This window comes from Streptomyces parvus (genome assembly GCF_014648875.1).
GTDB classification, from domain to species: domain Bacteria; phylum Actinomycetota; class Actinomycetes; order Streptomycetales; family Streptomycetaceae; genus Streptomyces; species Streptomyces parvus.
The window spans coordinates 330187-356471 of record NZ_BMRY01000006.1; the positions used below are offsets into that span (position 1 = coordinate 330187).

Consider the following 26285-nt stretch of genomic DNA (forward strand, 5'->3'; position numbering starts at 1 on the left):
ACGGGCTGACCGGGCCCGCGCCGCGCGTACGGCCTAGGGTTTCCCGTGTGAACAAGATCGCGCAGGGAGTACGGCTGTGGTTCGCGCCGCAGCGGATCCGGGAGGAGGGGGACACCCCCGACTACCGGTTCTCGCTGGCCAACGAGCGGACGTTCCTCGCCTGGATCCGGACGGCTCTGGCCCTGATCGGCGGGGGTTTCGCCGTCGATCAGTTCCTGCCGGAACTGGTCTGGGGCGTCCGGGCCGGGCTCGCGCTCGGGCTGCTGGCCGCCGGGGTGCTCTGCGCGCTGCGGGCGGTCAACCACTGGGTGCGGTGCGAGCGGGCGATGCGGCGGGGCGAGGACCTGCCGGTGTCCCGGTTCCCGACCCTGCTGAGTCTGGTGGTCGCCGTCGTCGCCGTGGCGATGGTGGTGGTGGTCCTCTTCGGCTGGGAGGGCGTGTGACGGCGACGGCGGACCGGGATCCGGGGCTGCAGCCGGAGCGGACGCGGCTGGCCTGGCGGCGGACGACGCTGACCGCCACGGTCGTCGCGCTCCTCGCGGGGCGGCAGGCGCTGCACAGCGGGGCGACCCCGGCGGCGCTGGTCGCGGTGGCGCTGAGCGCGCTGGCCTGGCTGGGGTTCCTGCTGGTCGCCCACCGCCGGGTGAGCGTGCTGGGGGTGGCGCGGCCCGAGCAGTTCGCGCCGCGCGGGGCGCTGACGGCGGCGCTGTGCACGGTGGCGCTGGCGGTGTTCGCGGCGGCGATGCTGTTCTGAGCCCGGCGCCCGACACCTGACGGCCGGGCTGCGGCGGCGATGCTGTTCTGACGCCCGGACGCATGACTCCGGTTGCGATGCTGTTCCGAACCCGGTCCGGCAGCGCGGCTACGCGTCCCAGTCCACCGTGACCACGATCTTGCCGCGCGTCCGCCCCTCCTGGTTCAGCCGGTACGCCTCGGCGGCCTCCGCCAGCGGGAACACCCGGTCCACGTGGACGGTGACGATGCCCCGCTCGGCCAGCTCCGCGACCTGGGCCAGGTCCGCCGCGTCGGGGCGCACGAACGCGTAGCGGCCGCCGTAGGAGAAGACCTCGTCGTCCGCGATGGAGGCGAGCCGGCCGCCCGGGGCCAGGGTCTCGGCGGAGGCTTTCAGGGCGTCGCCGCCCACCGTGTCGAAGGAGGCGTCGAAGCCCTCGGGGACCAGTTCCCGCAGTCGTTCGACGAGGCCCTCGCCGTACTCCACGGGCTCCGCGCCGAGGCTCCGCAGGTGCTCGTGGTTGCGGGGGCTCGCGGTGCCGACGACCCGGCAGCCGGTGTGCCGGGCGATCTGGACGGCGAGCGATCCGACGCCGCCGGCCGCCGCGTGGACCAGGACGGTGTCGCCCTCGCGGATCTTCAGCGAGCGGTGCAGCACCTGGTACGCGGTCAGCCCCGCCAGTGGCAGACCCGCCGACTCCTCGAAGCTCAGGCTCAGGGGCTTGCGGGCGAGGGTGCGCACGGGGGCGGCGACGTACTCGGCGAACGTACCGCGTGAGAGGAAGTCCTCGCGTACGTACCCGATGACCTCGTCGCCCACCGCGAACTCGTCGACGGCGACGCCCGGTTGCACGACGACCCCGGAGACGTCCCAGCCGGGGATCACCGGGAACACGGCGTCGAGGGCGCCCTGGAGATAGCCCTCGCGGGCCTTCCAGTCGACCGGGTTCACCGCCGCTGCCCGCACCTTCACCAGGACGCTGTCGGGGCCGACCTTGGGGTCGGGCCGCTCGCCGTACTCCAGGACGTCGGCGGAACCGTACGCGTTGTAGCTGATCGCCTTCATCCCTCGACCTTCCGCGCAGGTCAGGGTCGCCGCAACTCAGGCGGTACGGCCGTGGGTCCCGCCCTCACCAGCGCGGGACCGGCGGGGTCGCCCAGTCCGGGTCGGCGACGCGCATCGCCGCCGCGTCGTCGCGCTCGCGGTGGGTGCCGTCGTCCGCCAGCCAGCGGCGGTGCAGGGCGGCGAGGCGGTCGCGGTCCAGTTCGACGCCGAGGCCGGGGGCGTCGGAGACCCTCAGCCGGCCGCCGGTGAAGGCGTGGCGTTCGGTGATGACGTCCTCGGTCTGCCAGGGGTAGTGGCTGTCGCAGGCGTACGCGAGGTCCGGCACGGTGGCCGCGACGTGGGTCATCGCGGCGAGGCTGATGCCGAGGTGGGTGTTGGAGTGCATGGAGAGCCCGACGCCGAACGTGCGGCAGATGCCCGCCAGTTCCCGGGTGCGGTGCAGTCCGCCCCAGTAGTGGTGGTCGCTCAGGACGATCCAGACGGCGTCGCGGGCGAACGCCTCGGGGATCTCGGCGAGGGTGGTGACGCACATGTTGGTGGCGAGCGGGACGTCGGTGGCGGCGCCGACGGCGGCCATGTCGTCCGTGCCGCTGGTGGGGTCCTCCAGGTATTCGAGGACGTCCTTCAGCTGCTCGGCGACGTACAGCGAGGTGGGGACGGACCAGGCGCCGTTCGGGTCCAGGCGCAGCGGGCGGCCGGGGAACGCCTCGGCCAGGGCGCGCATCGCGGCGATCTCCCGGTCGGGCCCGAAGACGCCGCCCTTGAGCTTGAAGGAGCCGAAGCCGTGGGTGTCGGCCATGCGCCGGGCCTGGGCGACCACGCCGGCCGGGTCGAGCGCCGCGCCCCAGTCGTCGCGCTCGCCGGAGGCCGGGTGGGCGGCCCAGCGGTAGAAGAGGTACGCGCTGTACTCGACGCTGTCGCGGACCTTGCCGCCCAGCAGCGCGTGCACCGGCAGGCCCTGTGCCCTGCCGAGGGCGTCCAGGCAGGCGACCTCGAAGGCGGAGACGACCGAGAGCCGGATCTTCCCGGCGTTCCGGACCCCGCGCAGCCCTCCGGCGTCCACCCGGTCGTCGGCTGCGGCGTGCGATCCGTCGCACACCTCGTCGGCCAGGGCGAACAGCCCGTTCAGATCGGTGACCGCCCGGCCCGGGAGCGCCTCGGCGAGGGAGCGCGCGGGCTCCAGGTAGGCGGCGTCGCCGTACGTCTCCCCCACACCGGTGGTGCCGCCGCGGGTGATGACCTCCACGATCAGGCGCGGGGTGTAGGGCTGGTGGACGCCCTGCGTGTTCAGCAGGGGCGGATCGGACACGAGGATCGGGGTGAGCCGGATGTCTTCGATCACCAGGGCTGTATTCATACGTGAACCCTATTCAGAGATGCGCACTCCTCGCCAGGGTCAGGAGGAGTTTTCCGGCCGTGACACCCCTCCCCCGCGGCCGGATCACGGAAGGGCACTGGACGACATACCGACTGGTCGGCATCATGGTTGCCGACCGTTCCGCAGCCGCCCGGAGGTACGCACCATGAGCTCAGTCCCCCCACCTGGTCTCGACCCTGAGCTGCTGCGCGGCCATCTCGACCGCGAGCGACCGGGGCTGGTGAGCGGACCCCTCGAAGCGCGGCTCATCGAGGGCGGCCGCTCGAACCTCACGTACGTCGTCGGCGACGGGACCGGACAGTGGGTGGTGCGCAGGCCCCCGCTCGGCCATGTGCTGGCCACCGCGCACGACATGACGCGCGAACACCGCGTGATCAGCGGTCTCCACCCGACCGCCGTCCCGGTGCCGGAGCCGCTGCTGCTCTGCGAGGACGACTCCGTGATCGGCGCGCCGTTCTACGTGATGGAGTACGTCGAGGGCACCCCGTACCGCACCGCCGAGCAGCTCGCCCCGCTGGGCCCCGAGCGCACCCGGGCGGCGGTCCTCGGGCTCGTCGACACCCTGGTCGACCTGCACGCCGTGGACCCGGAGGCGGTCGGGCTCGGGGACTTCGGGCGGCCCGAGGGCTTCCTGGACCGGCAGCTGCGGCGCTGGGGCAAGCAGTTGGACGCCTCCCGCAACCGCGACCTGGCGGGCATCGACGAGCTGCACGCCGCGCTCGGCCGCGCGCTGCCCTCCTCCCCCGCGCCCACCGTCGTCCACGGCGACTACCGCTTGGACAACGTCCTGATCGGCTCCGACGACCGGATCAGGGCCGTCCTCGACTGGGAGATGTCCACCCTCGGCGATCCGCTGACCGACCTCGGGCTGCTCGTGATGTACAGCTCCGACCTCGGGCTGCCGAAGTCGCCCGTCTCCACCACCAGCGGGGCGGCCGGACACCCCGCCCCCGCCGAGCTGATCGAGCGCTACGCGGCCCGCTCGGGCCGGGACACCTCCGCCATCTCCTGGTACACCGCGTTCGCCTGGTTCAAGCTCGCCGTGATCCTGGAGGGCATCCACTACCGCTACACCCTCGGCCAGACCGTCGGCGCGGGCTTCGACCGGATCGGCGAGCTGGTCCCCGTCTTCATCGCGCACGGCCTCACCACCCTCCAGGAAGGCTGAACCCCATGGACTTCGCATTCGACGCCCGTACCGAGGAGCTGCGGAGCAGGCTGCTCGCGTTCATGGACGAGCATGTGTACCCGGCCGAGCGGGTCGCCGAGGAGCAGCGGGCGCGGCTCGCCTCGCCGTGGGACACCCCGGCGGTCGTCGGGGAGCTGAAGGCCGAGGCCGGGCGGCAGGGGCTGTGGAACCTCTTCCTGCCCGACGCGGAGTACGGAGCGGGGCTGACGAACCTCCAGTACGCCCCGCTCGCGGAGATCACCGGACGCTCGCCGCACCTCGCGCCGACCGCGACGAACTGCGCCGCCCCGGACACCGGGAACATGGAGGTGCTGTTCCAGTTCGCCACCGAGGCGCAGAAGAAGCAGTGGCTGGAGCCGCTGCTCGCCGGGGAGATCCGCTCCGCGTTCGCGATGACGGAGCCGGACGTGGCCTCCTCGGACGCGACGAACATCGAGACGCGGATGATCCGGGACGGCGATGAATATGTCATCAACGGGCGGAAGTGGTACATCTCCGGGGCGATGAACCCGGACTGCGCGGTCTTCATCGTGATGGGCAAGACCGACCCGGACGGCGAGGACATCCGCCGCCAGCAGTCGATGATCCTGGTCCCCCGCGACACCCCGGGCGTCGAGGTGCGGCGCGCGATGCAGGTGTACGGGTACGAGGACCACTCCCACGGCGGCCACGCCGAGGTCGTCTTCCACGACGTGCGGGTGCCCGCGGCGAACCTGATCGGCGAGGAGGGCGGCGGTTTCGCCATCGCCCAGGCTCGGCTGGGCCCGGGCCGGATCCACCACTGCATGCGGCTGATCGGGATGGCGGAGCGGGCCATCGAGCTGATGTGCCGGCGGGCGGTGGCGCGTACGGCGTTCGGCAAGCCGCTGGCCGCGCAGGGCGTCGTACAGAACTGGATCGCGGACGCCCGGGTCACGGTGGAGCAGTTGCGGCTGCTGGTGCTGAAGACGGCCTGGCTGATGGACACCGTGGGCAACAAGGGCGCGCACACCGAGATCCAGGCCATCAAGATCGCCACCCCGCGCGCGGTGGTGGACATCCTGGACTCCGCGGTGCAGTTGTACGGCGCGGGCGGGGTGAGCCAGGACTTCCCGCTGGCGGAGCTGTGGGCCTCGGCGCGGACGCTGCGGCTGGCGGACGGTCCCGACGAGGTGCACCAGCGGTCGCTGGCCCGGCGGGAGATCAAGCGGTACGTGTGACGGACGCGGTGCGGCCCCCTCCCGAGGTGCTCGTCGGGAGGGGGCCGCGCCGTACACGCACTCGCACTCGCACTCGCACTCGCACAGCAGGGCTCAGAAGGTGAGCTTCCAGCTGTCGATGTAGCCGGTGTCGTACCGGGCGACGTCCTGGACTCTGAGCCTCCAGGAGCCGTTGGCCACCTCACTGGAGGCGTTGACCGTGTACGTCGTGATGACGTTGTCGGCCGAGTCGCCGCTGCTGGAGTTCTTCAGCCGGTACGCGCTGCCGTCCGGGGCGAGCAGGTCCACGACGAGGTCGCCCCGGTAGGTGTGCTTGATGTCGACGCCGACCTGAAGTGCGGCCGGGGCGTTGCCCGTTCGTCCGGTGACCGCGACCGCCGAGGTGACCGCCGCTCCGGCGTCCGGGATGGCGACGTCGGTGGTGTTGCTGAACACGCCCTCGCCGGTGGGCGGTTCGCCGGTGCCGGACGAGAGGGTCCAGATGGCGTGGGCGGCGGCGTCGCTGTTGCGGTCCAGAGCGGTGTCGTTGACGTTGCTCAGGTTGTCGCAGGAGGAGTGGTAGCAGCGGTCGAAGGCCTGGCCCGCCGTTCCGCCCCACTTCTGCGCCTGGGCGGCGGACTTGGTGTTGCCCGCGCCGGTGAAGAGCCCCCCGACGGGGATGCCGACGTTCTTGAACGGGGCGTGGTCGGAGCGGCCGTCGCCCTCGATCTCGATCTCGGTGGGGACGTTCAGACCCGCGAAGTAGTCCTTGAAGGTCTTCTCGATGACCGGGTCGTCGTCGTAGACGAAGTAACCGGCGTTGGGCGAGCCGATCATGTCGAAGTTGAGATAGCCGGAGAGCTTGGAACGCTCGGCGGACGGCAGGTTGTTGACGTAGTACCGGGAGCCGATCAGGCCCAGCTCCTCCGCGCCCCACCAGGCGAACCGCAGATGCTTGTCGGGCTGGTGTCCGGCGCGGGAGACGGCGAGCGCGGTCTCCAGCACAGCGGCCGAGCCGGAGCCGTTGTCGTTGATCCCGGCGCCGGAGGAGACCGAGTCGAGGTGGGCCCCGGCCATCAGGACCTTGTTCGGGTCGCCGCCGGGCCAGTCGGCTATCAGGTTGTAGCCGGTGGCGCCGTTGGAGGTGAACTGCTGGAGCCTGGTGGTGTATCCGGCCGCGTCGAGCTCGGCCTTCACGTAGTCGACGGACGCCTTGTAGCCGGGACGGCCGTGGGCGCGGTTGCCGCCGTTGTTCGCGGCGATCGTCGAGAGCTCCGAGAGGTGGGCCTTGACGTTGGCCAGGGAGATGTCGGGGGCTGCCGCGGCAGCCGCCCCGGCCGTCGGCGCTCCCGCTGCCTGGACGGCCGGCGCACCGGCCCCCAGAGCGACGGAGAGAGCTACGGCGGCGACGGCCGCCGAGGATCTGCGCAGGGTGAAGCGGTTCGGTCTCATTCACGGGCTCCGGATTCCGTTGGGGACTGACGGAACGTGCGGGGGGTACCCGGCCGCGCGGTGCCCGGTCGGGTCCTGGAGCTGGCTGTGCGCGATGCGAGACCGATGCTCAAGGAAATGACAGTGCTCCGTCAAGAGCGGAAACCGGACAGGTCCGTTCTATTAACGAACGGATCCCTCTCCATGGACGAACGGGCCTCTCCCCCGCGAACACCGGCGCCTCCGGAGGAGGCCGGACATACCTCATACGTCCAGATTCACCCCGCCCGGCGGGACGGGCCACTGGATCATCCCCCGGCGCGGGCGCCCCGGGACCGGGCTCTACGGGCGCAGGGCCCGCAGCAGCAGGTCCGCGAGGTGGTCGGCGACCTCCTGACGGCTGAGCGGGCCGTCCGGTCGGTACCAGGTGGAGAGGTGGTGGACCGAACCGAAGTGGTAGTCGACGACCAGGTCGGCGGGGGTGGCGGAGGAGAACACGCCGCTGTTCTGCCCCTCCTCGATCAGCGCCCGGAAGCGCTCGTGGTAGCGGCGGCGCTCGACGCGCACCTGCTTGTTCTTCTCGGGGCTCAGGTGGTGCATGGAGCGGAAGAAGATCGCGGCGTCGTCGAGGTTGTCGATGGTCGTGACCACCACGTCGGCCGCCGCGTCACGCAGCCGCTGCTCGACGGGCGCCTCGGCGTCCGCGAAGGCGTCCAGGCGCTCCTGCTGGAGCCGCAGCACCCGGGCGTAGACCTCCTGGAGCAGGTCCTCCTTGGAGCCGAAGTAGTGGTAGAGCGCCCCCTTGGTGACGCCCGCCGCCTCGACGATCTCCTGGACCGAGGTGCGGTCGTACCCGCGCTCGGCGAAGAGCCGGGTGGCGGCGGCCAGCAGCCTCTGGGGGACGGGAGTGCCGTTCTGGTCCGTCGCCTTGGCCATGAGCCGCCACCTTCCTTTCGTACTGTGCGTGAGCTGTTTCGACGCTGTTCTAACGGAGGGAACGCAGTTCCCGCCTGAGGATCTTCCCACTCGCCGTCTTCGGCAGCTCGGTCAGGATCTCCACCTCGCGCGGATACTTGTACGCGGCGAGCCGTTCCTCGCAGTACGCGCCCAGCTCGCCGGGTTCCACCGAGGCCCCCGGGCGCAGACTCACGTACGCCCGGACCGTCTCCCCCCGGTAGGCGTCGGGCACGCCGACGACGGCCGCCTCCCGCACCGCCGGGTGGGTGTAGAGGACATCCTCCACCTCGCGGGGCCAGACCTTGAACCCGGAGGCGTTGATCATGTCCTTCTTGCGGTCCACGACGTACAGCCAGCCCGCCGCGTCCATGAACCCGATGTCACCGGTGCGCAGCTCGCCGTCCGGGAAGGCGGCGGCGGTGGCCTCGGGGAGGTTCCAGTAGCCGGAGACGACCTGGGGGCCGCGCACCGCGATCTCGCCCTGCTCCCCGAAGGGCACCTCCCGCCCCTCCTCGTCGAGGATCCGGACGACGGTGTCGGGCCCGGGCACGCCGACGGAGAGCGTGCCGGAGACCGGGTCGACGGGGGCTTCGTGCTCGGGCGGGACCGAGGCGCAGGGGGCGGTGCACTCGGTGAGCCCGTAGCCGTTGCGGATGTACGGGCCGAAGCCCGCGCGGAACTTCTCCACGAGCGCGGGCGGCAGGGGCGCGCCGCCGGAGGAGATCACCCGGAACGAGGCGAAGTGGTCCGGGGTGGCGTCCGGGTGCGCGGCCAGCGCCATGAAGGCGGTGGAGGGCCCGACGGTGTAGGCGGGGCGGTGGGCCGCGAAGGCCTCCAGGACGACGCCCGCCTCGAAGCGGTAGGCGAGAACGAGGGTGCCCGCGTTGGCGATGCAGGCGGTGAGCTCGCAGACCATGCCGGTGATGTGGAAGAGCGGGGCGAGCGCGAAGTAGGCGGAGCCCTCGGCGATCGGATGGCCGGTGCGCTGGCGTTCGGCGTTGACCATGATGTTGCCGTGGGCGTTCATCGCGCCCTTGGGGGTGCCGCTGGTGCCGGAGGTGTAGCTGATCAGCGCCACGTCCTCGGTGGTGAGACCGCGGTCCGCCGGGGCCGGGTGCCCGGCGCGGGCGGCGGTCAGCAGGTCGTCCGCGAGGTCGTCGGGGCCGGGGGCCGGGAGCCGTTCGAAGCCGAGGACGCGGGGGTCGTTCACGCTCTGGAGGTCCAGCTCGCAGGCGGTCAGCGCGATCCGGAGGTCCGGGGCGGCCGCCGCGGTGTCCCGGAGGTACGTCTCCCACGCCCGGTCCGAGCAGATCAGCGCGGTGACCCCGGCGTCGGCGAGGACGTGGCCGACCTCGCCCGCCTTGTACATCGGGTTGAGCGGTACGACGGTGGCTCCCGCCTTCCACGCGCCGAGCAGCGCGAGGACGAAGTGCGGGCTGTTCTGGAGCATGATCGCGACCCGGTCGCCGCGGCGCAGCCCCCGGGCGGCGAGGTGCCCGGCCACCGAGCCGGACAGCTCGTCGGTCTCGCGGTAGCTCAGCCGTCCGTCGAAGTAGGCCAGGGCCGGGTGGTCCGGGGCCCGGCCCACGGCCGCCCGCCAGGCGTGCAGCACGGTCGGGGGCGGGGTGACGGGGGCGCGCTGGGCCTCGCTGAGCAGGGCGAGCCAGGGCCGGGCGGCGTAGAGGGAGCCGGCGGGGGCTCCGGGAGCCGGGGCACCGTCGGACGTCGGGTCACTCATGCTCCGCTCCCCTCCTCCCACTGCCGCTGGAGCCGGTTCATCCCGCGCATCCACCGGTCGGGGTCGGCGGCGCGGGCCTGGTAGTAGTCCGCCACCTCCGGGTGCGGCAGGACCAGGAAGCGGTCGGCGTCCATCGCCTCGAAGAGGGCGTCGGCGACGGCGTCCGGCTCGATGGCGCCGGGGGCGAGGACCAGCTCGCCGGCCGATCCGGCGGCGGTGAGCATGTCGGTGCGGACGCCCTGCGGACAGATCGCGTGGACCTTGATCCCGCGGTGGCGGTAGGTGAGCGAGAGCCACTCGGCGAAGGCCACCGCCCCGTGCTTGGTGACGCTGTACGGGGCCGCGCCGATCATCGTCAGCAGTCCGGCGGCGGACGCGGTGGTGACGAACCGCCCGCTGCCGCGCTCCAGCCAGTCCGGCAGAAGGGCCCTGGCCGCGCGGACGTGGGCCATCACGTTGACGTCCCAGGCGGCGGCCCAGACGTCCTCGTCGGCGAACGCGTCACCGGGCGAGGCCAGGCCCGCGTTGGCGCAGTAGACGTCGACCGTGCCGTCCAGCGCCTCCCGGGCCGCGTCCACGATCCCCGAGGCGTCCCCGGCGACGGCGGTGCCGCCGATCTCCTTCGCGAGCGGTTCGATCCGCGCGAGGTCGAGGTCGTTGACGACGACCCGCGCCCCTCGGCCGGCGAACCTGCGGGCCAGAGCGGCTCCGATGCCGCCTCCGGCCCCCGTGACCACCACACCGGCGCCCTGCACCGTACCCATCGTCATCCCGCCTCTCCGATCCGGCTGCACCGGCAGACTAACCGGTCGGTATGTGATCGGGAAGGGGTCGGTCCGCGATCGGGAAGGACCTGGGCGGGGTACGGCGGGCGGCTCGGGGAATCGGCGCGGCCCAGGTCGTTCCGCGCGGCCCCGGCCCGCGCTAGCGTGCGTGGCCATGACAGTCGGCGCGATCATGGAGGTAGCGGAATGAGCCTGTCCCGACGTGGTGTGCTGGCCGCGGGAGGCGCGATGGGAGCGCTCGCGGCGACGGCGGCCGGCACCGGCCCCGCCTCCGCCGCCCCCGGGCGCGGCCCGGGGCACGGGCGCGGCCGGGTGCGTACCGGCTTCGACCGGCTGGCGGCCGACGGCTACCGGCTGCTGCGGGGCCAGAAGGTCGGGGTCGTCACCAACCCGACCGGCATCACCGCCGACGTCCGGCACATCGTCGATGTGATGCACCCGGACGAGCGGGTGAACCTGACCGCCGTGTTCGGCCCCGAGCACGGGTTCCGGGGCACCGCGCAGGCGGGCGGCTCCGAGGGCCGGTACGACGACCCGGCGACCGGGCTGCCGGTCTACGACACGTACCTGAAGAGCGGGCAGGACCTCGCGGACATCTTCACCGCGTCGGGCGTGGACACGGTCGTCTTCGACATCCAGGACGCGGGTGCGCGCTTCTACACGTACATCTGGACGCTGTACGACTGCATGGAGGCGGCGGCGCTCGCGGGCAAGCGGCTCGTCGTCCTGGACCGGCCGAACCCGGTGACCGGGCGGGCGGCGCTGGGCCCGGTGCTGGACCCGGCGTTCGCGACGTTCGTCGGCCGCCGGGAGATCGCCCAGGCGCACGGGATGACGGTGGCGGAGCTGGCGCTGTTCTTCAACGCGGAGTTCCTGCACGAGAATCCGGTGCGGCTGGACGTGGTGACGATGTCGGGGTGGCGGCGCTCGGACTTCTTCGACGACACCGGGCTGCCGTGGGTGCCGCCGAGCCCGAACATGCCGACGCCCGAGACGGCTCTCGTCTACTCCGGCACCTGCCTGTTCGAGGGCACGAACCTCTCCGAGGGCCGGGGCACCACGCGCCCCTTCGAACTCCTCGGCGCGGAGGGCATCGACCACCGCTGGGCGGCCGCGGCGAACGCGCTGGAGCTGCCCGGGGTCGCCTTCCGGGAGGCGTACTTCGCGCCGACGTTCTCCAAGTTCCAGGGCAAGACGGTGGGCGGGGTCCAGCTCCACGTCCAGGACCGGGAGGTCTTCGACCCCGTCCGCACCGGCATCGCCCTGCTGGTGACGGCGAAGCGGACGTGGAGCGGCTTCGCCTGGCGGCCGGACAACTGGATCGACAAGCTCACCGGGAACACCCGGGTCCGCACGATGATCGACGCGGGCGCGGACACGGACGAGGTCGTACGGGCCTGGCAGCGGGACCTGTCGGCGTTCCGGGCGAAGCGGCGGAGGTATCTGCGGTACGGGGGGTAGGGCCTCTGCCGGGTCAGGCTGCCGTGAGGCCGAGGTCGCCGAGGTGCTCGCCGTCGTCGGTGAGGCCCCGCCTGCGGTAGCCGAGCCCGAGGCGGAACTCCTCGGAGCCGCCCTCTCCGGGCTTCCAGGTCAGGGGCGAGACCGTCCCGCCGTGCCCCCGGATCTCCTCGTTGACCGCCCCGACGGCGAACCGCCCGTAGCCCTGGCCCTGCTCACCGGCGGCGACGGCGAGCCGCCAGAGCACGGAGCGGGGCGGGGCGTCCGGCACCCCGGCGTCGAAGTCGAACGGCAGATCGACGTACGCCATCACGAAGCCGACGGCACGCTCCCCGTCACAGATCGGCCGGGGTCAGGCGAGGCCGGGATGCATACAAGCCTCGGCCGGGGGCCGTGCGACCCGGGAGACGAACCTGCGCTGCTCGGGCGCCACTTCCAGCCGACAGGCGTCGAGCACATTGCCGGCGGTGATCTTTTCGAGGCGCGGTCGAGCTGTTGTCATGCGGGAACGGGACCGTATCGACGCCGGGGGAATTCGCCATCCGCGCAAGGCGTGCACGCCCGCGCACCACCAGCCCGTGCGCCGCTCCGCTTCCGCCCGTGGCACCCCGCCCCACATGGGGATTCTCGGCCAATGGACGGATTTCATCTTTCGATGGAGCCGAAACGGGCAGGCGTACGTCCATTCCATGACGTCCAAGGACGAGCGACGGAGGTGGCGGTGTCATGGCCGGTTTCCGGAGTCTTGCGAGACAGGTCCGAGATCCGCGGGGTGATCTGGCCCTGCGGCGGTATTCGCTGCGGAAGTGTTTGGAGCGGTTCGCCCCGTACGGGCACCGGGCGACCTGGGACCATCTGTGCGCCCGGCACGGGATCGGCCCCGAGGACCGGGAGCCCGATCCGGCGCGTCTGATGCGCGCGCTGGACGAGCTGGAGGAGGCGCGGGCGGTCTGGCTCGCGTACGAGGCGGGGTTCGCGGAGCGGCGGCGTCGCGAGAAGCACGCGGGGCTGCGGCGGCCCGGCGCGTTCGACGACTGGCACCGGCGCACCTGGGGCGGTCACGGGGTGGCCCGCTGCACCGACCCCGGCGTCCATCCCACGGAGCCGCTCGCGGAGGTCCTGCGCCGCCTGATCGCGGCTCTCGGCTCCGGTCCCGGCTCGGCCTGTCCGGTCTGCGCGGGCACCGGCATCGAGTGGCGGCAGGAGCGGGGCGAGGAGCCGTGGGCGGGCCCGGTGTGCACGGGCTGCGGGATCGCGGTACCGCAGCCCGCCCTGACCGACCGCACGCTGGCCAGGGCCCGGCTGCCACGGCACCGGAGGCCGGCGGCGGCGGCCGCCTGACGTGTACTAAGAACAGTTCTCGGTCGATTGCTTGCGTTCGGGCATCAGACGGGATCCGGTGATCTTCTCGCCGTTGATGTCGTCGGGGTTGGAGAGCACGCAGGTCTCCAGCGACAGACAGCCGCACCCGATGCAGTCGGTCAGATGGTCGCGCAACCGGTGCAACTGCGTGATGCGGTCGTCCAGTTCCCTGCGCCACGCCTCGGAGAGGCGGGCCCAGTCCTCGTGGTTCGGCGTGCGCTCGTCGGGCAGTTCGGCGAGGGCGTCCCGGATCGTGGCCAGCGGGATACCCACGCGCTGGGCCGCCCGGACGAAGGCGACCCGCCGCAGCGCGTCACGCGTGTAGCGGCGCTGGTTGCCGCTGGTGCGGCTGCTGGTGATCAGGCCCTTGGACTCGTAGAAGTGCAGGGCCGAGACGGCTGCGCCGCTGCGCGCCGAGAGCTGGCCGACCGAGAGTTCGTGCAGTGTCTGTGGGATCTGGGGCACCCCTCAAACCTACTGCCATGTCGTTGACAGGAACGGGCCGCCCAACGATGCTGAGCAAGCGCTTAGACATCGCGCCGGACGGCGCGGCGAGCCGGAAGGCAGGGACCGGGAACATGGCAGAGCCGAAGATCTTCACGTCCGCGCAGGACCTGCGGGACGGAGTGGGCGAGCAGCTGGGGCACAGCGACTGGCTGGAGATCGAGCAGAAGAGGATCGACCAGTTCGCCGAGGCGACCGGCGACCACCAGTGGATCCACGTGGACCCGGAGCGGGCGAAGGACGGGCCGTTCGGCACGACCATCGCGCACGGATATCTGACGCTGTCGCTGCTGCCCGCGCTGGTACCGCAGGTGATGCGGGTCGAGGGCATGAAGATGGGCATCAACTACGGGACCAACAAGGTCCGTTTCCCCTCGACCGTCCCGGTCGGCTCGCGGCTGCGGGCCACGGCGGTGCTCCGGGACGTCACGGAGGTGGGCGGCGGCGTGCAGGTCACGGCGGTCGTCACCGTCGAGCGCGAGGGCGGCGAGAAGCCGGCCTGTGTCGCGGAGTCGGTGTCCCGCTACTACTTCTGACCTACTGCTTCCGCCCCGAAGCCGTACGGGCCCCGACCATCCGCAGGACGAGGTCGGCGTACAGCTCGCCGACCTCGTCGGGCGTACGGCTGCCCTGGGCGTTGAACCAGCGGGCCACGTCGATGCAGAGGGACAGCACCGCGAGGGTGGTGCCGGCCACGTCGGGGACGTCGAACTCGCCGTCACGCACCCCCTCGTTGATGATCCGGCGCACCACCGCGTCGCTCCTGCGCCGCAGCGCGACGATCTCGGTGCGGTGCTCCTCGCCCAGCGCGTCCAGCTCGTACTGCACGACCCGGGCGGTGGTGTGGCGCTCCGCGTGCCAGCGGACGAAGGAGCGGACGGCTCCGGCGAGCCGTTCGGCGGCCGTGCCGTCCCGGTCCGCCTCGGTGTCGAGGACGTGCAGCGCCCGCTCGTGGCCGATCTTGCTGATCCGGTGGAGCAGCTCTTCCTTGGTCTTGAAGTGGATGTAGAGCGCGGCCGGGCTCATCCCGGACCGGCCGGCGATGTCACGGGTGGTGGTCGCGTGGTACCCGCGCTCGGCGAAGGCGTCCACGGCGGCGACGAGGAGCCGCCTGGCCGCCTCGGGAGTGACCTCGCCCCACGGCGTGTCCTCGCCGGTCGTCTCCTCCGCCGCACTCATCGCCCAGGACCCCTCTCCGTCAACAGGACTCTCCGTCAACAGGACGAACACCATACCCCGAACCTGAGCAAGCGCTTAGGGGCTGTCCGGCCGGCGTCACGGGGTCAGAGCTTCTGGAACGGGTCGTGCTCGGCGAGGATCTTCTCCAGCCGGGCCTGGTCGACGCGGCTGTGGATCTGGCCGGCCTCCTGGCGGTCCCTGATCACCTTGGCGAGCGTGAAGCAGGACGTCACCAGGTAGAGCACGCCGATGGCGAGGAATCCGCGCACCCAGGCGTCGGCGTCGAGGAAGAAGATACCGAAGGCGACCGCGCCGATGGCCACCATGAAGGAGGCCACGGCCTGGACGTAGAAGGCTGCGGTGCTCTGCTGCTTGACCGATGTCGTGTCACTCATGGGCCCAGCATCGGCCGAGGTGGCGCACGCCACATCCGCGCCCCTACTCAGGCCGGCCCAGGCCCGTACTCAGACACCCGTACGAGCTCTGCCACCGGTCAGAAAGCGGAGACGCCGGTGAGCGCGCGGCCGATGATCAGCTTCTGGATCTGGCTGGTGCCTTCGTAGAGCGTCATCACGCGGGCGTCCCGCAGCAGCTTGCCGACCGGGTACTCGTCGATGTAGCCGTAGCCGCCGAAGACCTGGAGGGCGTTGTTGGCGCAGCGGACGGCGGCCTCGGAGGCGTACAGCTTGGCCTTCGAGGCGGCGGTGGCGAAGTCCTGGCCCCGGTCGATCAGATCGGCGACCCGCCAGGTCAGCAGCCGGGCGGCGTCCACGTCCACGGCGATGTCGCTCAGCAGTTCCTGGACGAGCTGGTGGCGGGCGATGGCCTTGCCGAACTGCTCGCGCTCACCGGCGTAGCGCACGGCCGCGTCCTGGGCGGCCTGGGCGATGCCGACACAGCCCGCCGCGACCGACATGCGCCCCTTGGCGAGGGCGGACATGGCGAGGGAGAAGCCCTTGCCCTCGGGGCCGAGGAGGCAGGAGGCGGGTATGCGGACGTCCTCGAGGACCAGTTCGGCGGTGGCCTGGCCGCGCAGGCCCAGCTTGCCGTGGACGGTGCGGCGAGTGAGGCCGGGGGTGTCGGTGGGAACGAGGAAGGCGGAGACGCCCCGGTGGCCGGGGCTGTCGTTCGTCCGCGCGAAGAGCAGGACGACATCGGCCCAGGTGCCGTTGGTGATGAACATCTTGGTGCCGTTGACCACGTAGTCACCGCCGTCGCGGACGGCCCTGGTGAGGAGGTTCCCGGCGTCCGATCCGGTGCCGGGCTCGGTGAGGCCGAAGCAGCCGATCGCCTCGCCGGAGGTGAGCCGGGGCAGCCACTGCCGCTTCTGCTCCTCGCTGCCCCTGGACGCGATGGTCTTGGCGACGAGGCCGAGCGATACGGAGACGATGCCGCGCACCGAGGAGTCGCCGCGTCCCAGCTCCTCGGTGACCAGGCAGTAGGAGAGGTGGTCTCCGCCGGAGCCGCCGTACTCCTCGGGGACGGTCAGCCCGAGGAAGCCGAGCTCCCCGAGCTTGCCGACGATCGACCTGTCGACATTCTCGGCCCGGTCCCAGGCGACGACGTGCGGGGTGACCTCGCGGGCGACGAAGTCCTCGGCCAGTTTCCGGACGGCTTCCTGCTCCTCGCTGAGCGCCAGGTCCATCGTGCGCCACCCCGCTTCCCACGATCGCTTAATTAGCACTGCTAGTTTCCGGTTCGCAGGGCCTACTATGAGCCGCATGGCCCGACCGCGCAAGCCCCTCCTCAGCAGAGACCGCATCGTCGGGGCGGCGAGCGCGCTCGTGGACGCCGAGGGGCTCGACGCCGTCTCCACCCGTCGGCTGGCGGCCGTGCTGGGGGTCAGCGGGCCCTCGCTCTACAACCACTTCCGCAACAAGGAGGAGATCCTCGACGCCGTCGCCGACGCGGTCTCCGTACAGGTCGATCTGTCGATGTTCGAGGAGTCGGACCCGCGCGACTGGCGTGCGGCCCTGCACGACTGGGCGCTGTCCTACCGGGCCGCCCTCGCAGCGCACCCGCACATCGTGCCGGTGCTCGCCCGGGGGCCCGGCCGCCGCCCGGCGGGACTGCGGGTGGCCGACGCGGTGTTCGGGGCGATGGTGGGGGCGGGGTGGCCGCCCGCGCAGGCGACCCGGATCGGGGCGCTGATGCGGTACTTCATCACCGGCTCGGCACTGGGCTCATTCGCCGGGGGTTTCGTCGACGACGAGACCGCCTACGACCCCGCCGACTACCCGCACCTCGGCCAGGCCCATCTGCTGGCCGACCACCGCCGCCAGGTCGACGAAGGGGCCTTCGAGACGGGGCTGCGGGCGCTGCTGGACGGGCTGGCGATCCAGTACGAGCAGTACGCGCGGCCGGTGGGCGGCGACGGCGACGCCACGGCGACGGTTCGGCCGGCGCCGAACCGTCCGTGACGCACCCTGGACGTATGGACCGTTCTCCCCGGCCGCGGCCGCACGACTCCACCGCCGGGCGCCTCGCCGCGCTGGCAGCCCTCCTCGCGGACGAGACCCGCGCGTCCTTCTGCCTGGCGCTGCTGGACGGGCGGGCCTGGACCGCCGGTGAGCTGGCCCGGTACGCCGGTGTCGCCCCGTCCACCGCCAGTGAGCATCTGGGACGGCTGGTCGCGGGCGGGCTGCTCGCCGAGGAACGGCAGGGCCGCCACCGCTATGTCCGGCTGGCCGGCGAGCGGGCGGCGCACCTGGTGGAGGAGCTGGCGTCGCAGGCGATGCCCGGCGGGCCGGAGGCGCCCCGGTCCCTGCGGGCGGCGAGCGTCGGCAGTGCGCTGGCCCGGGGGCGTACCTGCTACGACCATCTCGCCGGGCGGCTCGGCATCCGGATCACCGAGGCGATGACCGTACGGGGGCTGCTGCGGCAGGACACCGGGTTCGCGCTGACCGAGGCGGGCCTGGAGTGGTTCGACGCGCTCGGCATCCCCCTGGACCGGTCCGGGCGGCGCCCCCTGGTGCGGGGCTGCCTGGACTGGACGGAGCGGCGGCCACATCTGGCGGGAGCGGCGGGGGCGGCGCTGTGCGCGCATGTGCTGGAGGCGGGGTGGTGCGAGCGGTTCGGGTCGGGGCGGGCGGTGCGGGTGACTTCGGCGGGAGCCCGAGCCCTGTCGGACCGCCTGGGCCTGGCGCCCGACCCGCTCCCGGACTGACGCCCGGCCGATTGCGGACGGCCCCGAGCTCTTCCAGCCCGACGGGCTGAGCGTGGCGGGGCTCCGTCCTCAGAAGCCGGACGAGCGGGAAGGGGGCGTCGATTGACGGGGATCGACAATTCGGTGGGGGCCGAAGCGTTTCGGCTTTACGGTCGTGGCCATGACCACGACCACCCACCCCTGGCGCGCCCCCGCCGCCGCCTGCACCACCGTCGTGCTGTGGGCCTCCGCCTTCGTCTCCATCCGCAGTGCGGGCGAGGCCTACTCCCCCGGCGCGCTGGCCCTGGGCCGGCTGCTGGCGGGCACGCTGGTGCTCGGGGCGATCCTGATCGTCCGCCGGGAAGGCCTCCCGGGGCGCGGCGCCTGGCCCGGGATCATCACCTCGGGAGTGCTGTGGTTCGGGCTGTACATGGTCGCCCTGAACTGGGGCGAGCAGGAGGTCGACGCCGGAACGGCCGCGATGCTCGTGAACATCGGGCCCATCCTGATCGCCCTGCTCGGCGCCCGGATGCTCGGCGAGGGGCTGCCGCGCCGGCTGCTGCTGGGGATGGGCGTCTCGTTCGCGGGCGCGGTCGTGGTGGGGCTCGCGATGTCCGGGCACGGCGGCTCCTCCGTGCTGGGCGTGGCCCTGTGCCTGCTGGCGGCCGTGGCGTACGCGGCGGGCGTGGTGAGCCAGAAGCCGGCCCTCGCGCACGGCTCCTCGCTCCAGATCAACACCTTCGGCTGCCTGATCGGGGCCGTCGCCTGTCTGCCGTTCACCGGGGTGCTGGTCTCCGAGGCCGCCGACGCCCCGCTGTCCGCCACCCTGAACATGGTCTACCTGGGCGTCTTCCCGACCGCGCTGGCCTTCACCACCTGGGGCTACGCGCTGGCCCGGACCACCGCGGGGAAGATGGGCGCGACCACGTACGCTGTCCCGGCGCTGGTCGTGGGGATGGCGTGGGTGCTCCTGGACGAGGTGCCGACGCCGCTCGGCATCGTCGGCGGGGTGCTGTGCCTGGCCGGGGTGGCGGTCTCCCGGAGCCGTCAGCAGACTGGGCCCACACGCGGAAATCCGGCCCGGCCGGTGGAGGGATCCCGTCATGACCAGGAGCGCCAAGCGGAACGGACGTAACGGAGCCAAGGGCGGAGCGGGCCGCGCCAAGCCGCCCGCGGCCCCCGGCGGCTCCGGGGCGACCGCCCCCGCGGATCCCGACGGCTCCGAGGCCGCGCGTCACGGCGGGGCCTGTCTGGACGGCTTCGGCGTGGTCGACAGCGGGGACGACGATCCGGTCCTCGTGACGCCGGAGGGCCACGCCCGCGACGCCTGGCGCGAGGACTACCCGTACGACCGCAAGCTGCGCCGCCGCGACTACGACAAGGCCAAGCGGGCGCTCCAGATCGAGCTGCTGAAGCTCCAGCACTGGGTGAAGGAGCGCGACGAGCGGCTGGTGATCCTCTTCGAGGGCCGGGACGCGGCGGGCAAGGGCGGCACGATCAAGCGGTTCACCGAGCACCTGAATCCGCGTGGCGCGCGGGTGGTGGCGCTGGAGAAGCCGACCGAGCGCGAACGCACCCAGTGGTATTTCCAGCGGTACGCGGCGCATCTGCCGAGCGCCGGGGAGATCGTCCTGTTCGACCGCTCCTGGTACAACCGGGCGGGCGTGGAACGGGTGATGGGGTTCTGCACGACCCGCGAGTACCTGGAGTTCATGCACCAGGCGCCGGGGTTCGAGCGGATGCTCGCCCGGGACGGCATCCACCTGGTGAAGTTCTGGTTCTCCGTCTCCCGCAACGAGCAGCGCAACCGGTTCATGATCCGGCAGATCGACCCCGTACGGCGGTGGAAGCTGAGCCCCGTCGACCTGGCCTCGCTCGACAAGTGGGACGAGTACACGGAGGCGAAGGAGCTGATGCTCTTCCACACCGACACGGCCGACGCGCCCTGGACGGTGGTGAAGAGCAACGACAAGAAGCGGGCCCGGCTGGAGGCGATGCGGCATGTGCTGGACCGCTTCGACTATCCCGGCAAGGACCCGGAGGCGGTGGGGAAGCCGGACCCGCTGATCGTGGGCCCGGCCTCCCGGCTGTTCGAGGAGGGCGAGATGGACGCCCGGCTGCTGGGGCCGGTCGCCTCGACCTCCCGGACAACTGAGTACTAGAAGACGACGAGCGCCCGGCCGCCCTTGCCCGCGATCATGTTGTCGAAGGCGGCGGGGATGCCGTCCAGGCCGATGTGCTCGGTGACCATCATCGACAGGTCGAAGCGGCCCGCGCGGATGTGGTCGGCGAGGACGGGCAGGTCCTGGGCCGGGTTGCTGTTGCCGTAGACGCAGCCCGTCAGGGACCGGCCCCAGTGGAAGATCTCCAGGGCGTTGAAGGTGACTTCCTGGTCCTTGCCGCCGATTCCGACGACCGTCGTACGGCCGCCTCGGCGGGTGGACTCCCAGGCGGCCCGGATGGTCGCGGGCCGTCCGACGCACTCCACCGCGACGTCCGCGCCCTGGCCGCCGGTCAGCTTGCGGATCTCGCGCGGGGCGGTGTCGGAGGCGATGACGTAGTCGGTGGCCCCCGCCCGCCGGGCCAGCTCCTCCTTGGCCGGGGAGACGTCGACCGCGATGACCTTGGAGGCGCCCGCGATCCGGGCGGCCTGGAGCACGGCGAGGCCGACGCCGCCGATGCCGAAGACGACGACGCTCTCGCCCTCGCGGACCCGGGCGCTGTGGTGGACCGCCCCGTAGCCGGTCAGGACCGCGCAGCCGAGGAGGGCGGCGTCGGTCAGCGGGATGCCGTCGGGGGCGGGGAGGACGCAGTTCGCGGCGACGACGGTCTCCTGGGCGAAGGCCGCGACGTTGAGGCCGGGGTGGAGGTCGGTGCCGTCCGCCGTACGGGCGTGGAGCCGCGAGACTCCCTTGAGGGCGTCGGCGCAGAGCCACACCTCGCCGATCCCGCAGTGGAAGCAGACCCCGCAGGAGGGCGCCCAGTTGAGGACGACGCCGTCGCCGGGCGCGACGTGCGTGACGCCCTCGCCGACGGCCAGGACGGTGCCCGCTCCCTCGTGGCCGAGGACCGCCGGCACGGGGACGCGCATGGTGCCGTTGGACAGGGACAGGTCGGAGTGGCAGACCCCGGCGGCGGCGAGACCGATCCGCACCTGGCCGGGGCCGGGCTCCGGCAGGACGATGTCGGCGATCTCCAGCGGAGCTCCGACGGCGGGCAGTACGGCGGCGCGGACCACGAACAGGCTCCTTAGGAGTTACGAGTTGCGCGTGACGAGGAATGGGATACGGGGGTCAGAACTGGAGCGACTTCGTCTGGAGGTACTCCGCCAGACCGTGCGGGCCCAGCTCGCGGCCGACCCCCGACTGCTTGTAACCACCGAACGGGGCCAGCGGGTTGAAGCGCCCGCCGTTGATGTCGACCTGCCCGGTGTCCATCCGGCGGGCGAAGGCCACCGCCTCCTCGTCGTCCGCGGCCCACACGGCTCCGGCGAGCCCGTACACGGTGTCGTTGGCGATCCGGAGGGCGTCGTCCACGTCCTCGTACCGCAGGATCGAGACCACCGGGCCGAAGATCTCCTCCTGGGCGATCGTCATGTCCGGGGTGACGTCGGCGAAGACGGTCGGGCTGACGTAGTAGCCGGTCTCCAGCGGCGCGTCCGGGCCGCCCGCGATCAGCCGGGCCCCCTCCTCGACGCCCTTCTCGATGTAACCCCGCACCCGGGCCTGCTGCTTGGCGTTGACGAGCGGGCCGACCCGCTCCCCGGCCACGTACTTGGTGACGGCGTTCGCCGCCAGCTCCACGGCCTCGTCGTACCGTTCGGCGTCCACCAGCATCCGGGTCCAGGCGCTGCACGTCTGGCCGGAGTTGGTCATCACGTTGGCGATGCCGACGTTGACCGCCTTGGCGAGGTCCGCGCCGGGCAGGATCACATTGGCGGACTTGCCGCCCAGCTCCAGGGCGACGCGCTTGACCGCGGCCCCGGCGGTGGCACCGATCTGCCTGCCGACGGCGGTGGAGCCGGTGAACGACACCAGGTCGACGCCCTCGTGGGCGGCGAGCGCCTGCCCGGCCACCGGTCCGAGGCCGGTGACGAGGTTGAAGACCCCCGGGGGAAGGCCCGCTGCCTCGGTGGCCTCGGCGAAGAGCTGGGCGGTGAGCGGGGTGTCCTCGGCGGGCTTGAGGACGACGGTGCAGCCGGCGGCGAGGGCGGGGGCGACCTTGGCGACGATCTGGTGGAGCGGGTAGTTCCAGGGGGTGATCGCGCCGACCACGCCGACCGGCTCCAGCAGCACGGTGGAGTTGCCGATCCGCTCCTCGAAGGCGTGGCGGGCGGCCAGTTCGGCGTACGAGGCGGCCACCAGCACGGGCACGCCCGCGTGGACCATCTGCGACAGCGGCAGCGGCGAGCCCAGCTCGGCCGTGATCGTCTCAGCCAGCAGGTCCTTGCGGGCGGCCAGCGCGTCGGCCAGCGCGGTGAGCCGGGCGGCGCGCTCGGCGGGCGGCGTCGCGGCCCAGGCGGGGAAGGCGGCGCGCGCGGCCCGCACCGCCGCGTCGACGTCCTCCGCCGTCCCTGCCGGTACGTGGGCGATGACCTGCTCGTCCGCCGGGTTCACGACCGCGATCGTGTCCCGGCCGACGGCGGGCCGCCACGCGCCGTCGATGTACATCTGGTCATGGGCCTGCATGGCTGTTTCCTCCCGGACATGCTGTGCGGAGCGCCGAAGCCGTGCGGCGGGCGCGGGGCGCACGTCGCACCCGCCCAAACTAGCGCCGTTAGTTTTCCGGCGCCAGGGAGCCTTCCGAGACACCGGTCACGCCGTCGCACCGTATCGCCACCGGGGCGACTTGCCGGAACGGCATGATCCCTTGCCCCGGCGGCGGCCGACCGGACAAGACTGGGACTAGACCGGCGAGCCCGACGGACCCGCACCCGCACCGCCCTGACCCGAGGAGGCGCCATGACCGCCGCACCCCGTTCCCGCCCCCTCTCCCGGCGCCGGGACACCCCGCCGCCCCGGACCGGCGACAGCGAGGCGGAGGTGCTGCGCGGCTTCCTCGACTACCTGCGCGCGTCGGTCGCCGCGAAGGTCGAGGGCGCACCCGATCCGGCGGCCCGGGCCGCCGGGGTGCCGTCGGGCACGAACCTGCTGGGCCTGCTCCACCATCTGGCCTTCGTCGAGCGGGCCACCTTCCTCGGGGACCGTGTCACCTACTGGCCGTCGACGTTCCACGCCGCCCCCGAGGACGGGGTGGCCGAGGTCGTGGCCCGCTACCGGGAGGCGGTCGCGGAGGCGAACGCCGTACTCGACGGGTGCGCCGACCTCGGCGCACCGCTGCCCCGGACGCAGCCGGACAAGCCCGCCCCCAGCGTGCGGTGGGCCCTCACCCACCTGATCGAGGAGACCGGGCGGCACGCCGGTCACGCGGACATCCTCCGGGAGCTGATCGACGGTTCGACCGGTCGCTGACCGCCTCGTCGGCGGACACCTGTTCCTTACCGCCCTCGCCGCGCAGGCCGAGGCCCGCCGCGCCCATCAGCCCCACGCCCAGCAGCACGAACGGGGCCGCCACCCCCACCGCACCCGCGATCAGCCCCGCGGCGGCGGGGGCGGCGACCTGGCCGAGCCGGTTGCCGGTGAGGCGGAGGGCGAGTGCGGTGGAGCGGGCCCCGTCGGGGGCGGCGCGGACGACCGTGGTCATGGACAGCGGCTGGCCGACACCGAGGCAGAAGCCGAGGACCGCCAGCATCACGGCGAGGACCGGGACGGAGACGGGCAGTGCCACACCCGCGCAGAGGAGTCCGGCGAGCAGGCAGCTCGTGGTCAGCAGGGCCCGGCGGCCCAGCAGCCGCAGCAGCGGTGTCATCACGAGTCGGCAGGCGATCGTGGCGGCGGCCCGCAGGCTCAGCAGCAGGCCGACGGTGGCCGGCGCGATGGAGCGGTGCTCGCCGACGACCGGCAGGTAGGCGGTGAGGATGTCGGTGGCGGACAGCACCGCCATGCTGATGAGGATGCCCGCGGGGACGCCCCGCGCGCCGAGGATCGTCCGGACGGGGACCTTGCCCTCGGCCCGCGGCCGGGTGCCGGTCGTGCGGCGGTGCTCGATGCGCCAGAGCGAGGTGAGGGCGACCGCGCAGACCCCGGCCGAGACGAGGAGGGCCAGCGCGCTCGTACGGCCGAGGGCTCCGCCCTGTCCGGAGATGAGCGCGCCCGCCGCGATCGGGCCGATGAGCTGGCCGAGCGAGGCACCGATGGTGAAGTGCCCGAAGTTGCGGTCCTGTTCGTGGGGTGCCGACTGCCGGGCCACGATCGACTGGGCGCCGATCACGAAGCACAGGTGGCCGAGGCCCATCACCCCGCTCCAGGCGGCCATCGCGGGCAGCGAGGAGACGAGGCCGCTGAGCGCGCAACCGCCGGAGATCAGGAGGACGCCGAGCGGCAGCAGGGGCGCGCAGCGGCCGTGGTCGGTGCGGCGGCCGAGCGGTACGGCGACGAACAGCGGGAGCAGGGCGTACACCCCGGCGATGACGCCGACGGCCGTCTCGTCCGCGCCCAGCGCGAGGGCCCGGTAGGAGACGGCGGGCCGCGCCATCGACACCGCCCCCTGCGCGAAGGCGAAGGCGATGACGAGGCGCAGCAGCCAGCCCCTGCCGGGCCCGGATCGCGGTCGTCGGGCCATCACATGATGCCGAAGAGGACGCCCGCCGCGAGCACCACGAGGGAGGTGAGCACGGCCCACTTGACGGTGAAGCGGGTGTGGTCGCCGAACTCGACCTTCGCCATGCCGACGAGGACGTACACGGCGGGGACGAGGGGCGAGGACATGTGCAGGGCCTGACCGGCCAGGGAGGCGCGGGCGATCTCCAGCGGCGAGACCCCGTGGGCCGCGCCCGCCTCGGCGAGGACGGGCAGGACGCCGAAGTAGAAGCCGTCGTTGGACATGAAGTAGGTGAGCGGCAGGCTGAGCAGACCGGTGACGATGGCCATGTGCGGGCCCATCGCCTCGGGGACCGCGCCGACGACCCAGTCGGCCATGTGCTCGACCATGCCGGTGCCGGTGAGGACCCCGGTGAAGACGGCGGCGGCGAAGACCATGCCGGAGACGTTGAGCACGTTGTCGGCGTGCGCGGCGATCCGGGCCCGCTGGTCGGGCATGTGGGGGAAGTTGACGGTGAGCGCGAGGGCCGCACCGAGGAGGAAGAGCACCGGGATCGGCATGAGCTCCATGATCATTGCCGTGAGCAGTGCGGCGGTGAGTCCGGCGTTGAACCAGTAGAGCTTGGGGCGGAGCGTGGACCGGTCGGGGTCGAGGCCCTGGAACTCCTCGTCGTCCCCGTCCTCGTTCTCCGTACCGCCGGTGGAAGTCCCGGGCACATCTCCCGTACCGCTCGCGGAGGCTCCGGTGCCCTTGCGGAGGCGGTCCTTGCCGCCGGTGCCGGTGCCGGTGCCGGCCGACACGGTCTCCGGCTCCGGCTGCGGCTCCCGGGCGAGGGCCTCGTCGAGGGTGAGCATGCCGAGGCGCTTGCGCTCCCGGATACCGAGCACGTACGCCAGCACGAACACGGAGAGCAGGCCCATGGCGAGCGCCGGGATCATGGGTACGAAGATCTCGGAGGCGTCCAGCTTGAGGGCGGTGGCCGCGCGGGCGGTGGGGCCGCCCCACGGCAGGGTGTTCATCACGCCGTTGGCGGTGGCCGCGACGCCGGTCATCACGACCAGGCTCATCTTCAGGCGTTTGTAGAGGGGATACATCGCCGAGACGGTGATCATGAAGGTGGTGGAGCCGTCGCCGTCCAGCGAGACGATCGCGGCGAGCACCGCCGTACCGACCACGATGCGCATCGGGTCGGCCTGGCAGAACTTCAGGATGCCCCGGACGATCGGGTCGAACAGGCCGACGTCGATCATCACGCCGAAGTAGACGATGGCGAACATCAGCATGGCGGCGGTGGGGGCGAGGTTGCCGACGCCTTCGATCACGTAGTCGCCGAGCTGGGCTCCTTGCCCGACGGCGACACAGAAGAGTGCGGGGATCAGTACCAGCGCCGCGATCGGCGACATCTTCTTCGTCATGATCAGGACCAGGAAGGTCGCGATCATGGCGAAGCCGAGGATTGTCAGCATGGGGGATACCTAACGTTCATCCTTGAACTCCCACCGGTCTCGGCGGTCGGTCCGGAT

26 protein-coding genes and 1 pseudogene are annotated in these 26285 nt (G+C 72.4%); 12 read left to right on the forward strand and 15 right to left on the reverse strand.

Annotated elements, in window-relative coordinates; genetic code table 11:
* The first annotated feature begins 47 nt into the window (after positions 1 to 47).
* Positions 48 to 443, forward strand: a complete 396-nt coding sequence (locus tag IE140_RS20750) for a YidH family protein (RefSeq protein ID WP_032775669.1) — start codon at positions 48 to 50, stop codon at positions 441 to 443.
* The gene (locus IE140_RS20755; RefSeq protein ID WP_093444404.1) at positions 440 to 754 is read left to right on the forward strand and encodes a DUF202 domain-containing protein; all 315 of its coding nucleotides are present in this window, start codon (positions 440 to 442) and stop codon (positions 752 to 754) included. The genes IE140_RS20750 and IE140_RS20755 overlap by 4 nt, the downstream gene beginning before the upstream one ends.
* Before the next feature lie 108 nt (positions 755 to 862).
* Here IE140_RS20755 and IE140_RS20760 read toward each other — a convergent pair whose 3' ends face one another.
* Together IE140_RS20760 and IE140_RS20765 are read right to left on the reverse strand one after the other, a co-directional pair.
* Positions 863 to 1798: an NADP-dependent oxidoreductase gene (locus tag IE140_RS20760; protein WP_032767463.1), complete on the reverse strand. Its 936-nt coding sequence runs from the start codon at positions 1796 to 1798 to the stop codon at positions 863 to 865.
* Positions 1799 to 1862: 64 nt separating this feature from the next.
* The gene (locus IE140_RS20765) at positions 1863 to 3155 is read right to left on the reverse strand and encodes an enolase C-terminal domain-like protein (RefSeq protein WP_150193183.1); all 1293 of its coding nucleotides are present in this window, start codon (positions 3153 to 3155) and stop codon (positions 1863 to 1865) included.
* A 166-nt stretch (positions 3156 to 3321) separates the two neighbouring features.
* Between IE140_RS20765 and IE140_RS20770 the strand changes: the two genes are divergently transcribed.
* Positions 3322 to 4344, forward strand: a complete 1023-nt coding sequence (locus tag IE140_RS20770) for a phosphotransferase family protein (protein WP_032775672.1) — start codon at positions 3322 to 3324, stop codon at positions 4342 to 4344.
* Between the two features lie 5 nt (positions 4345 to 4349).
* On the forward strand, positions 4350 to 5564 hold the full coding sequence (locus IE140_RS20775) for an acyl-CoA dehydrogenase family protein (RefSeq protein ID WP_093444408.1): 1215 nt from the start codon (positions 4350 to 4352) through the stop codon (positions 5562 to 5564).
* Between the two features lie 93 nt (positions 5565 to 5657).
* Here IE140_RS20775 and IE140_RS20780 read toward each other — a convergent pair whose 3' ends face one another.
* From IE140_RS20780 to IE140_RS20795, 4 genes are all read right to left on the reverse strand, one after another.
* Positions 5658 to 6995 (reverse strand): M28 family metallopeptidase, encoded by a 1338-nt coding sequence (locus IE140_RS20780; RefSeq protein ID WP_093444409.1) that lies wholly within the window; start codon positions 6993 to 6995, stop codon positions 5658 to 5660.
* Between the two features lie 321 nt (positions 6996 to 7316).
* The gene (locus IE140_RS20785) at positions 7317 to 7910 is read right to left on the reverse strand and encodes a TetR/AcrR family transcriptional regulator (protein ID WP_010057064.1); all 594 of its coding nucleotides are present in this window, start codon (positions 7908 to 7910) and stop codon (positions 7317 to 7319) included.
* Between the two features lie 49 nt (positions 7911 to 7959).
* Positions 7960 to 9669 (reverse strand): AMP-binding protein, encoded by a 1710-nt coding sequence (locus tag IE140_RS20790; RefSeq protein WP_150193182.1) that lies wholly within the window; start codon positions 9667 to 9669, stop codon positions 7960 to 7962.
* Positions 9666 to 10439 (reverse strand): SDR family oxidoreductase, encoded by a 774-nt coding sequence (locus IE140_RS20795; RefSeq protein WP_176741845.1) that lies wholly within the window; start codon positions 10437 to 10439, stop codon positions 9666 to 9668. Before IE140_RS20795 ends, IE140_RS20790 begins: the two co-directional genes overlap by 4 nt.
* 201 nt (positions 10440 to 10640) lie before the next feature.
* On the opposite strand from IE140_RS20795, the gene IE140_RS20800 reads away from it, so the two are divergent.
* A complete protein-coding gene (locus tag IE140_RS20800; RefSeq protein WP_150193181.1) occupies positions 10641 to 11915 on the forward strand; it encodes an exo-beta-N-acetylmuramidase NamZ family protein in 1275 nt (424 codons plus the stop codon).
* Between the two features lie 13 nt (positions 11916 to 11928).
* Here IE140_RS20800 and IE140_RS20805 read toward each other — a convergent pair.
* A pseudogene (locus tag IE140_RS20805) lies at positions 11929 to 12414 on the reverse strand (GNAT family N-acetyltransferase).
* 224 nt (positions 12415 to 12638) lie between these two features.
* On the opposite strand from IE140_RS20805, the gene IE140_RS20810 reads away from it, so the two are divergent.
* Positions 12639 to 13253, forward strand: coding sequence for a hypothetical protein (locus tag IE140_RS20810; RefSeq protein WP_093444412.1), 615 nt, complete (start codon positions 12639 to 12641; stop codon positions 13251 to 13253).
* Between the two features lie 6 nt (positions 13254 to 13259).
* On the opposite strand, the gene soxR is transcribed toward IE140_RS20810, so the two are convergent.
* Positions 13260 to 13739, reverse strand: coding sequence for a redox-sensitive transcriptional activator SoxR (soxR, locus tag IE140_RS20815; protein ID WP_032775680.1), 480 nt, complete (start codon positions 13737 to 13739; stop codon positions 13260 to 13262).
* 113 nt (positions 13740 to 13852) lie between these two features.
* Here soxR and IE140_RS20820 point away from each other — a divergent pair, with 113 nt between their 5' ends.
* The gene (locus tag IE140_RS20820) at positions 13853 to 14314 is read left to right on the forward strand and encodes a MaoC family dehydratase (protein ID WP_093444420.1); all 462 of its coding nucleotides are present in this window, start codon (positions 13853 to 13855) and stop codon (positions 14312 to 14314) included.
* A 1-nt stretch (position 14315) separates the two neighbouring features.
* Here the strand turns inward: IE140_RS20820 and IE140_RS20825 are convergent, their stop codons facing one another.
* The 3 genes from IE140_RS20825 to IE140_RS20835 form a co-directional block, all read right to left on the reverse strand.
* Positions 14316 to 14957 (reverse strand): TetR/AcrR family transcriptional regulator, encoded by a 642-nt coding sequence (locus tag IE140_RS20825; RefSeq protein WP_150193180.1) that lies wholly within the window; start codon positions 14955 to 14957, stop codon positions 14316 to 14318.
* Between the two features lie 104 nt (positions 14958 to 15061).
* Positions 15062 to 15352: a YiaA/YiaB family inner membrane protein gene (locus IE140_RS20830; protein WP_010070249.1), complete on the reverse strand. Its 291-nt coding sequence runs from the start codon at positions 15350 to 15352 to the stop codon at positions 15062 to 15064.
* Positions 15353 to 15450: 98 nt separating this feature from the next.
* A complete protein-coding gene (locus tag IE140_RS20835) occupies positions 15451 to 16602 on the reverse strand; it encodes an acyl-CoA dehydrogenase family protein (RefSeq protein ID WP_150193179.1) in 1152 nt (383 codons plus the stop codon).
* A 76-nt stretch (positions 16603 to 16678) separates the two neighbouring features.
* On the opposite strand from IE140_RS20835, the gene IE140_RS20840 reads away from it, so the two are divergent.
* From IE140_RS20840 to ppk2, 4 genes are all read left to right on the forward strand, one after another.
* The gene (locus IE140_RS20840; protein ID WP_032767481.1) at positions 16679 to 17377 is read left to right on the forward strand and encodes a TetR/AcrR family transcriptional regulator; all 699 of its coding nucleotides are present in this window, start codon (positions 16679 to 16681) and stop codon (positions 17375 to 17377) included.
* A 14-nt stretch (positions 17378 to 17391) separates the two neighbouring features.
* Positions 17392 to 18123 (forward strand): ArsR/SmtB family transcription factor, encoded by a 732-nt coding sequence (locus IE140_RS20845; RefSeq protein ID WP_150193178.1) that lies wholly within the window; start codon positions 17392 to 17394, stop codon positions 18121 to 18123.
* A 160-nt stretch (positions 18124 to 18283) separates the two neighbouring features.
* Positions 18284 to 19237, forward strand: coding sequence for a DMT family transporter (locus IE140_RS20850; RefSeq protein ID WP_032767484.1), 954 nt, complete (start codon positions 18284 to 18286; stop codon positions 19235 to 19237).
* Entirely contained in the window at positions 19206 to 20264 is a 1059-nt protein-coding gene (gene ppk2, locus IE140_RS20855; protein ID WP_150193177.1) for a polyphosphate kinase 2, read from the forward strand. The genes IE140_RS20850 and ppk2 overlap by 32 nt, the downstream gene beginning before the upstream one ends.
* Here ppk2 and IE140_RS20860 read toward each other — a convergent pair.
* Positions 20261 to 21340, reverse strand: a complete 1080-nt coding sequence (locus IE140_RS20860) for a Zn-dependent alcohol dehydrogenase (RefSeq protein ID WP_093444417.1) — start codon at positions 21338 to 21340, stop codon at positions 20261 to 20263. The two genes, ppk2 and IE140_RS20860, sit on opposite strands and share 4 nt — an antisense overlap.
* 55 nt (positions 21341 to 21395) lie before the next feature.
* Positions 21396 to 22790, reverse strand: coding sequence for an aldehyde dehydrogenase family protein (locus IE140_RS20865; protein ID WP_150193176.1), 1395 nt, complete (start codon positions 22788 to 22790; stop codon positions 21396 to 21398).
* Between the two features lie 273 nt (positions 22791 to 23063).
* On the opposite strand from IE140_RS20865, the gene IE140_RS20870 reads away from it, so the two are divergent.
* On the forward strand, positions 23064 to 23573 hold the full coding sequence (locus tag IE140_RS20870; protein WP_189460613.1) for a DinB family protein: 510 nt from the start codon (positions 23064 to 23066) through the stop codon (positions 23571 to 23573).
* Here the strand turns inward: IE140_RS20870 and IE140_RS20875 are convergent.
* On the reverse strand, positions 23488 to 24783 hold the full coding sequence (locus IE140_RS20875) for an MFS transporter (RefSeq protein ID WP_150193174.1): 1296 nt from the start codon (positions 24781 to 24783) through the stop codon (positions 23488 to 23490). The two genes, IE140_RS20870 and IE140_RS20875, sit on opposite strands and share 86 nt — an antisense overlap.
* Positions 24783 to 26228 (reverse strand): CitMHS family transporter, encoded by a 1446-nt coding sequence (locus IE140_RS20880; RefSeq protein WP_150193173.1) that lies wholly within the window; start codon positions 26226 to 26228, stop codon positions 24783 to 24785. Before IE140_RS20880 ends, IE140_RS20875 begins: the two co-directional genes overlap by 1 nt.
* Between the last annotated feature and the right edge of the window lie 57 nt (positions 26229 to 26285).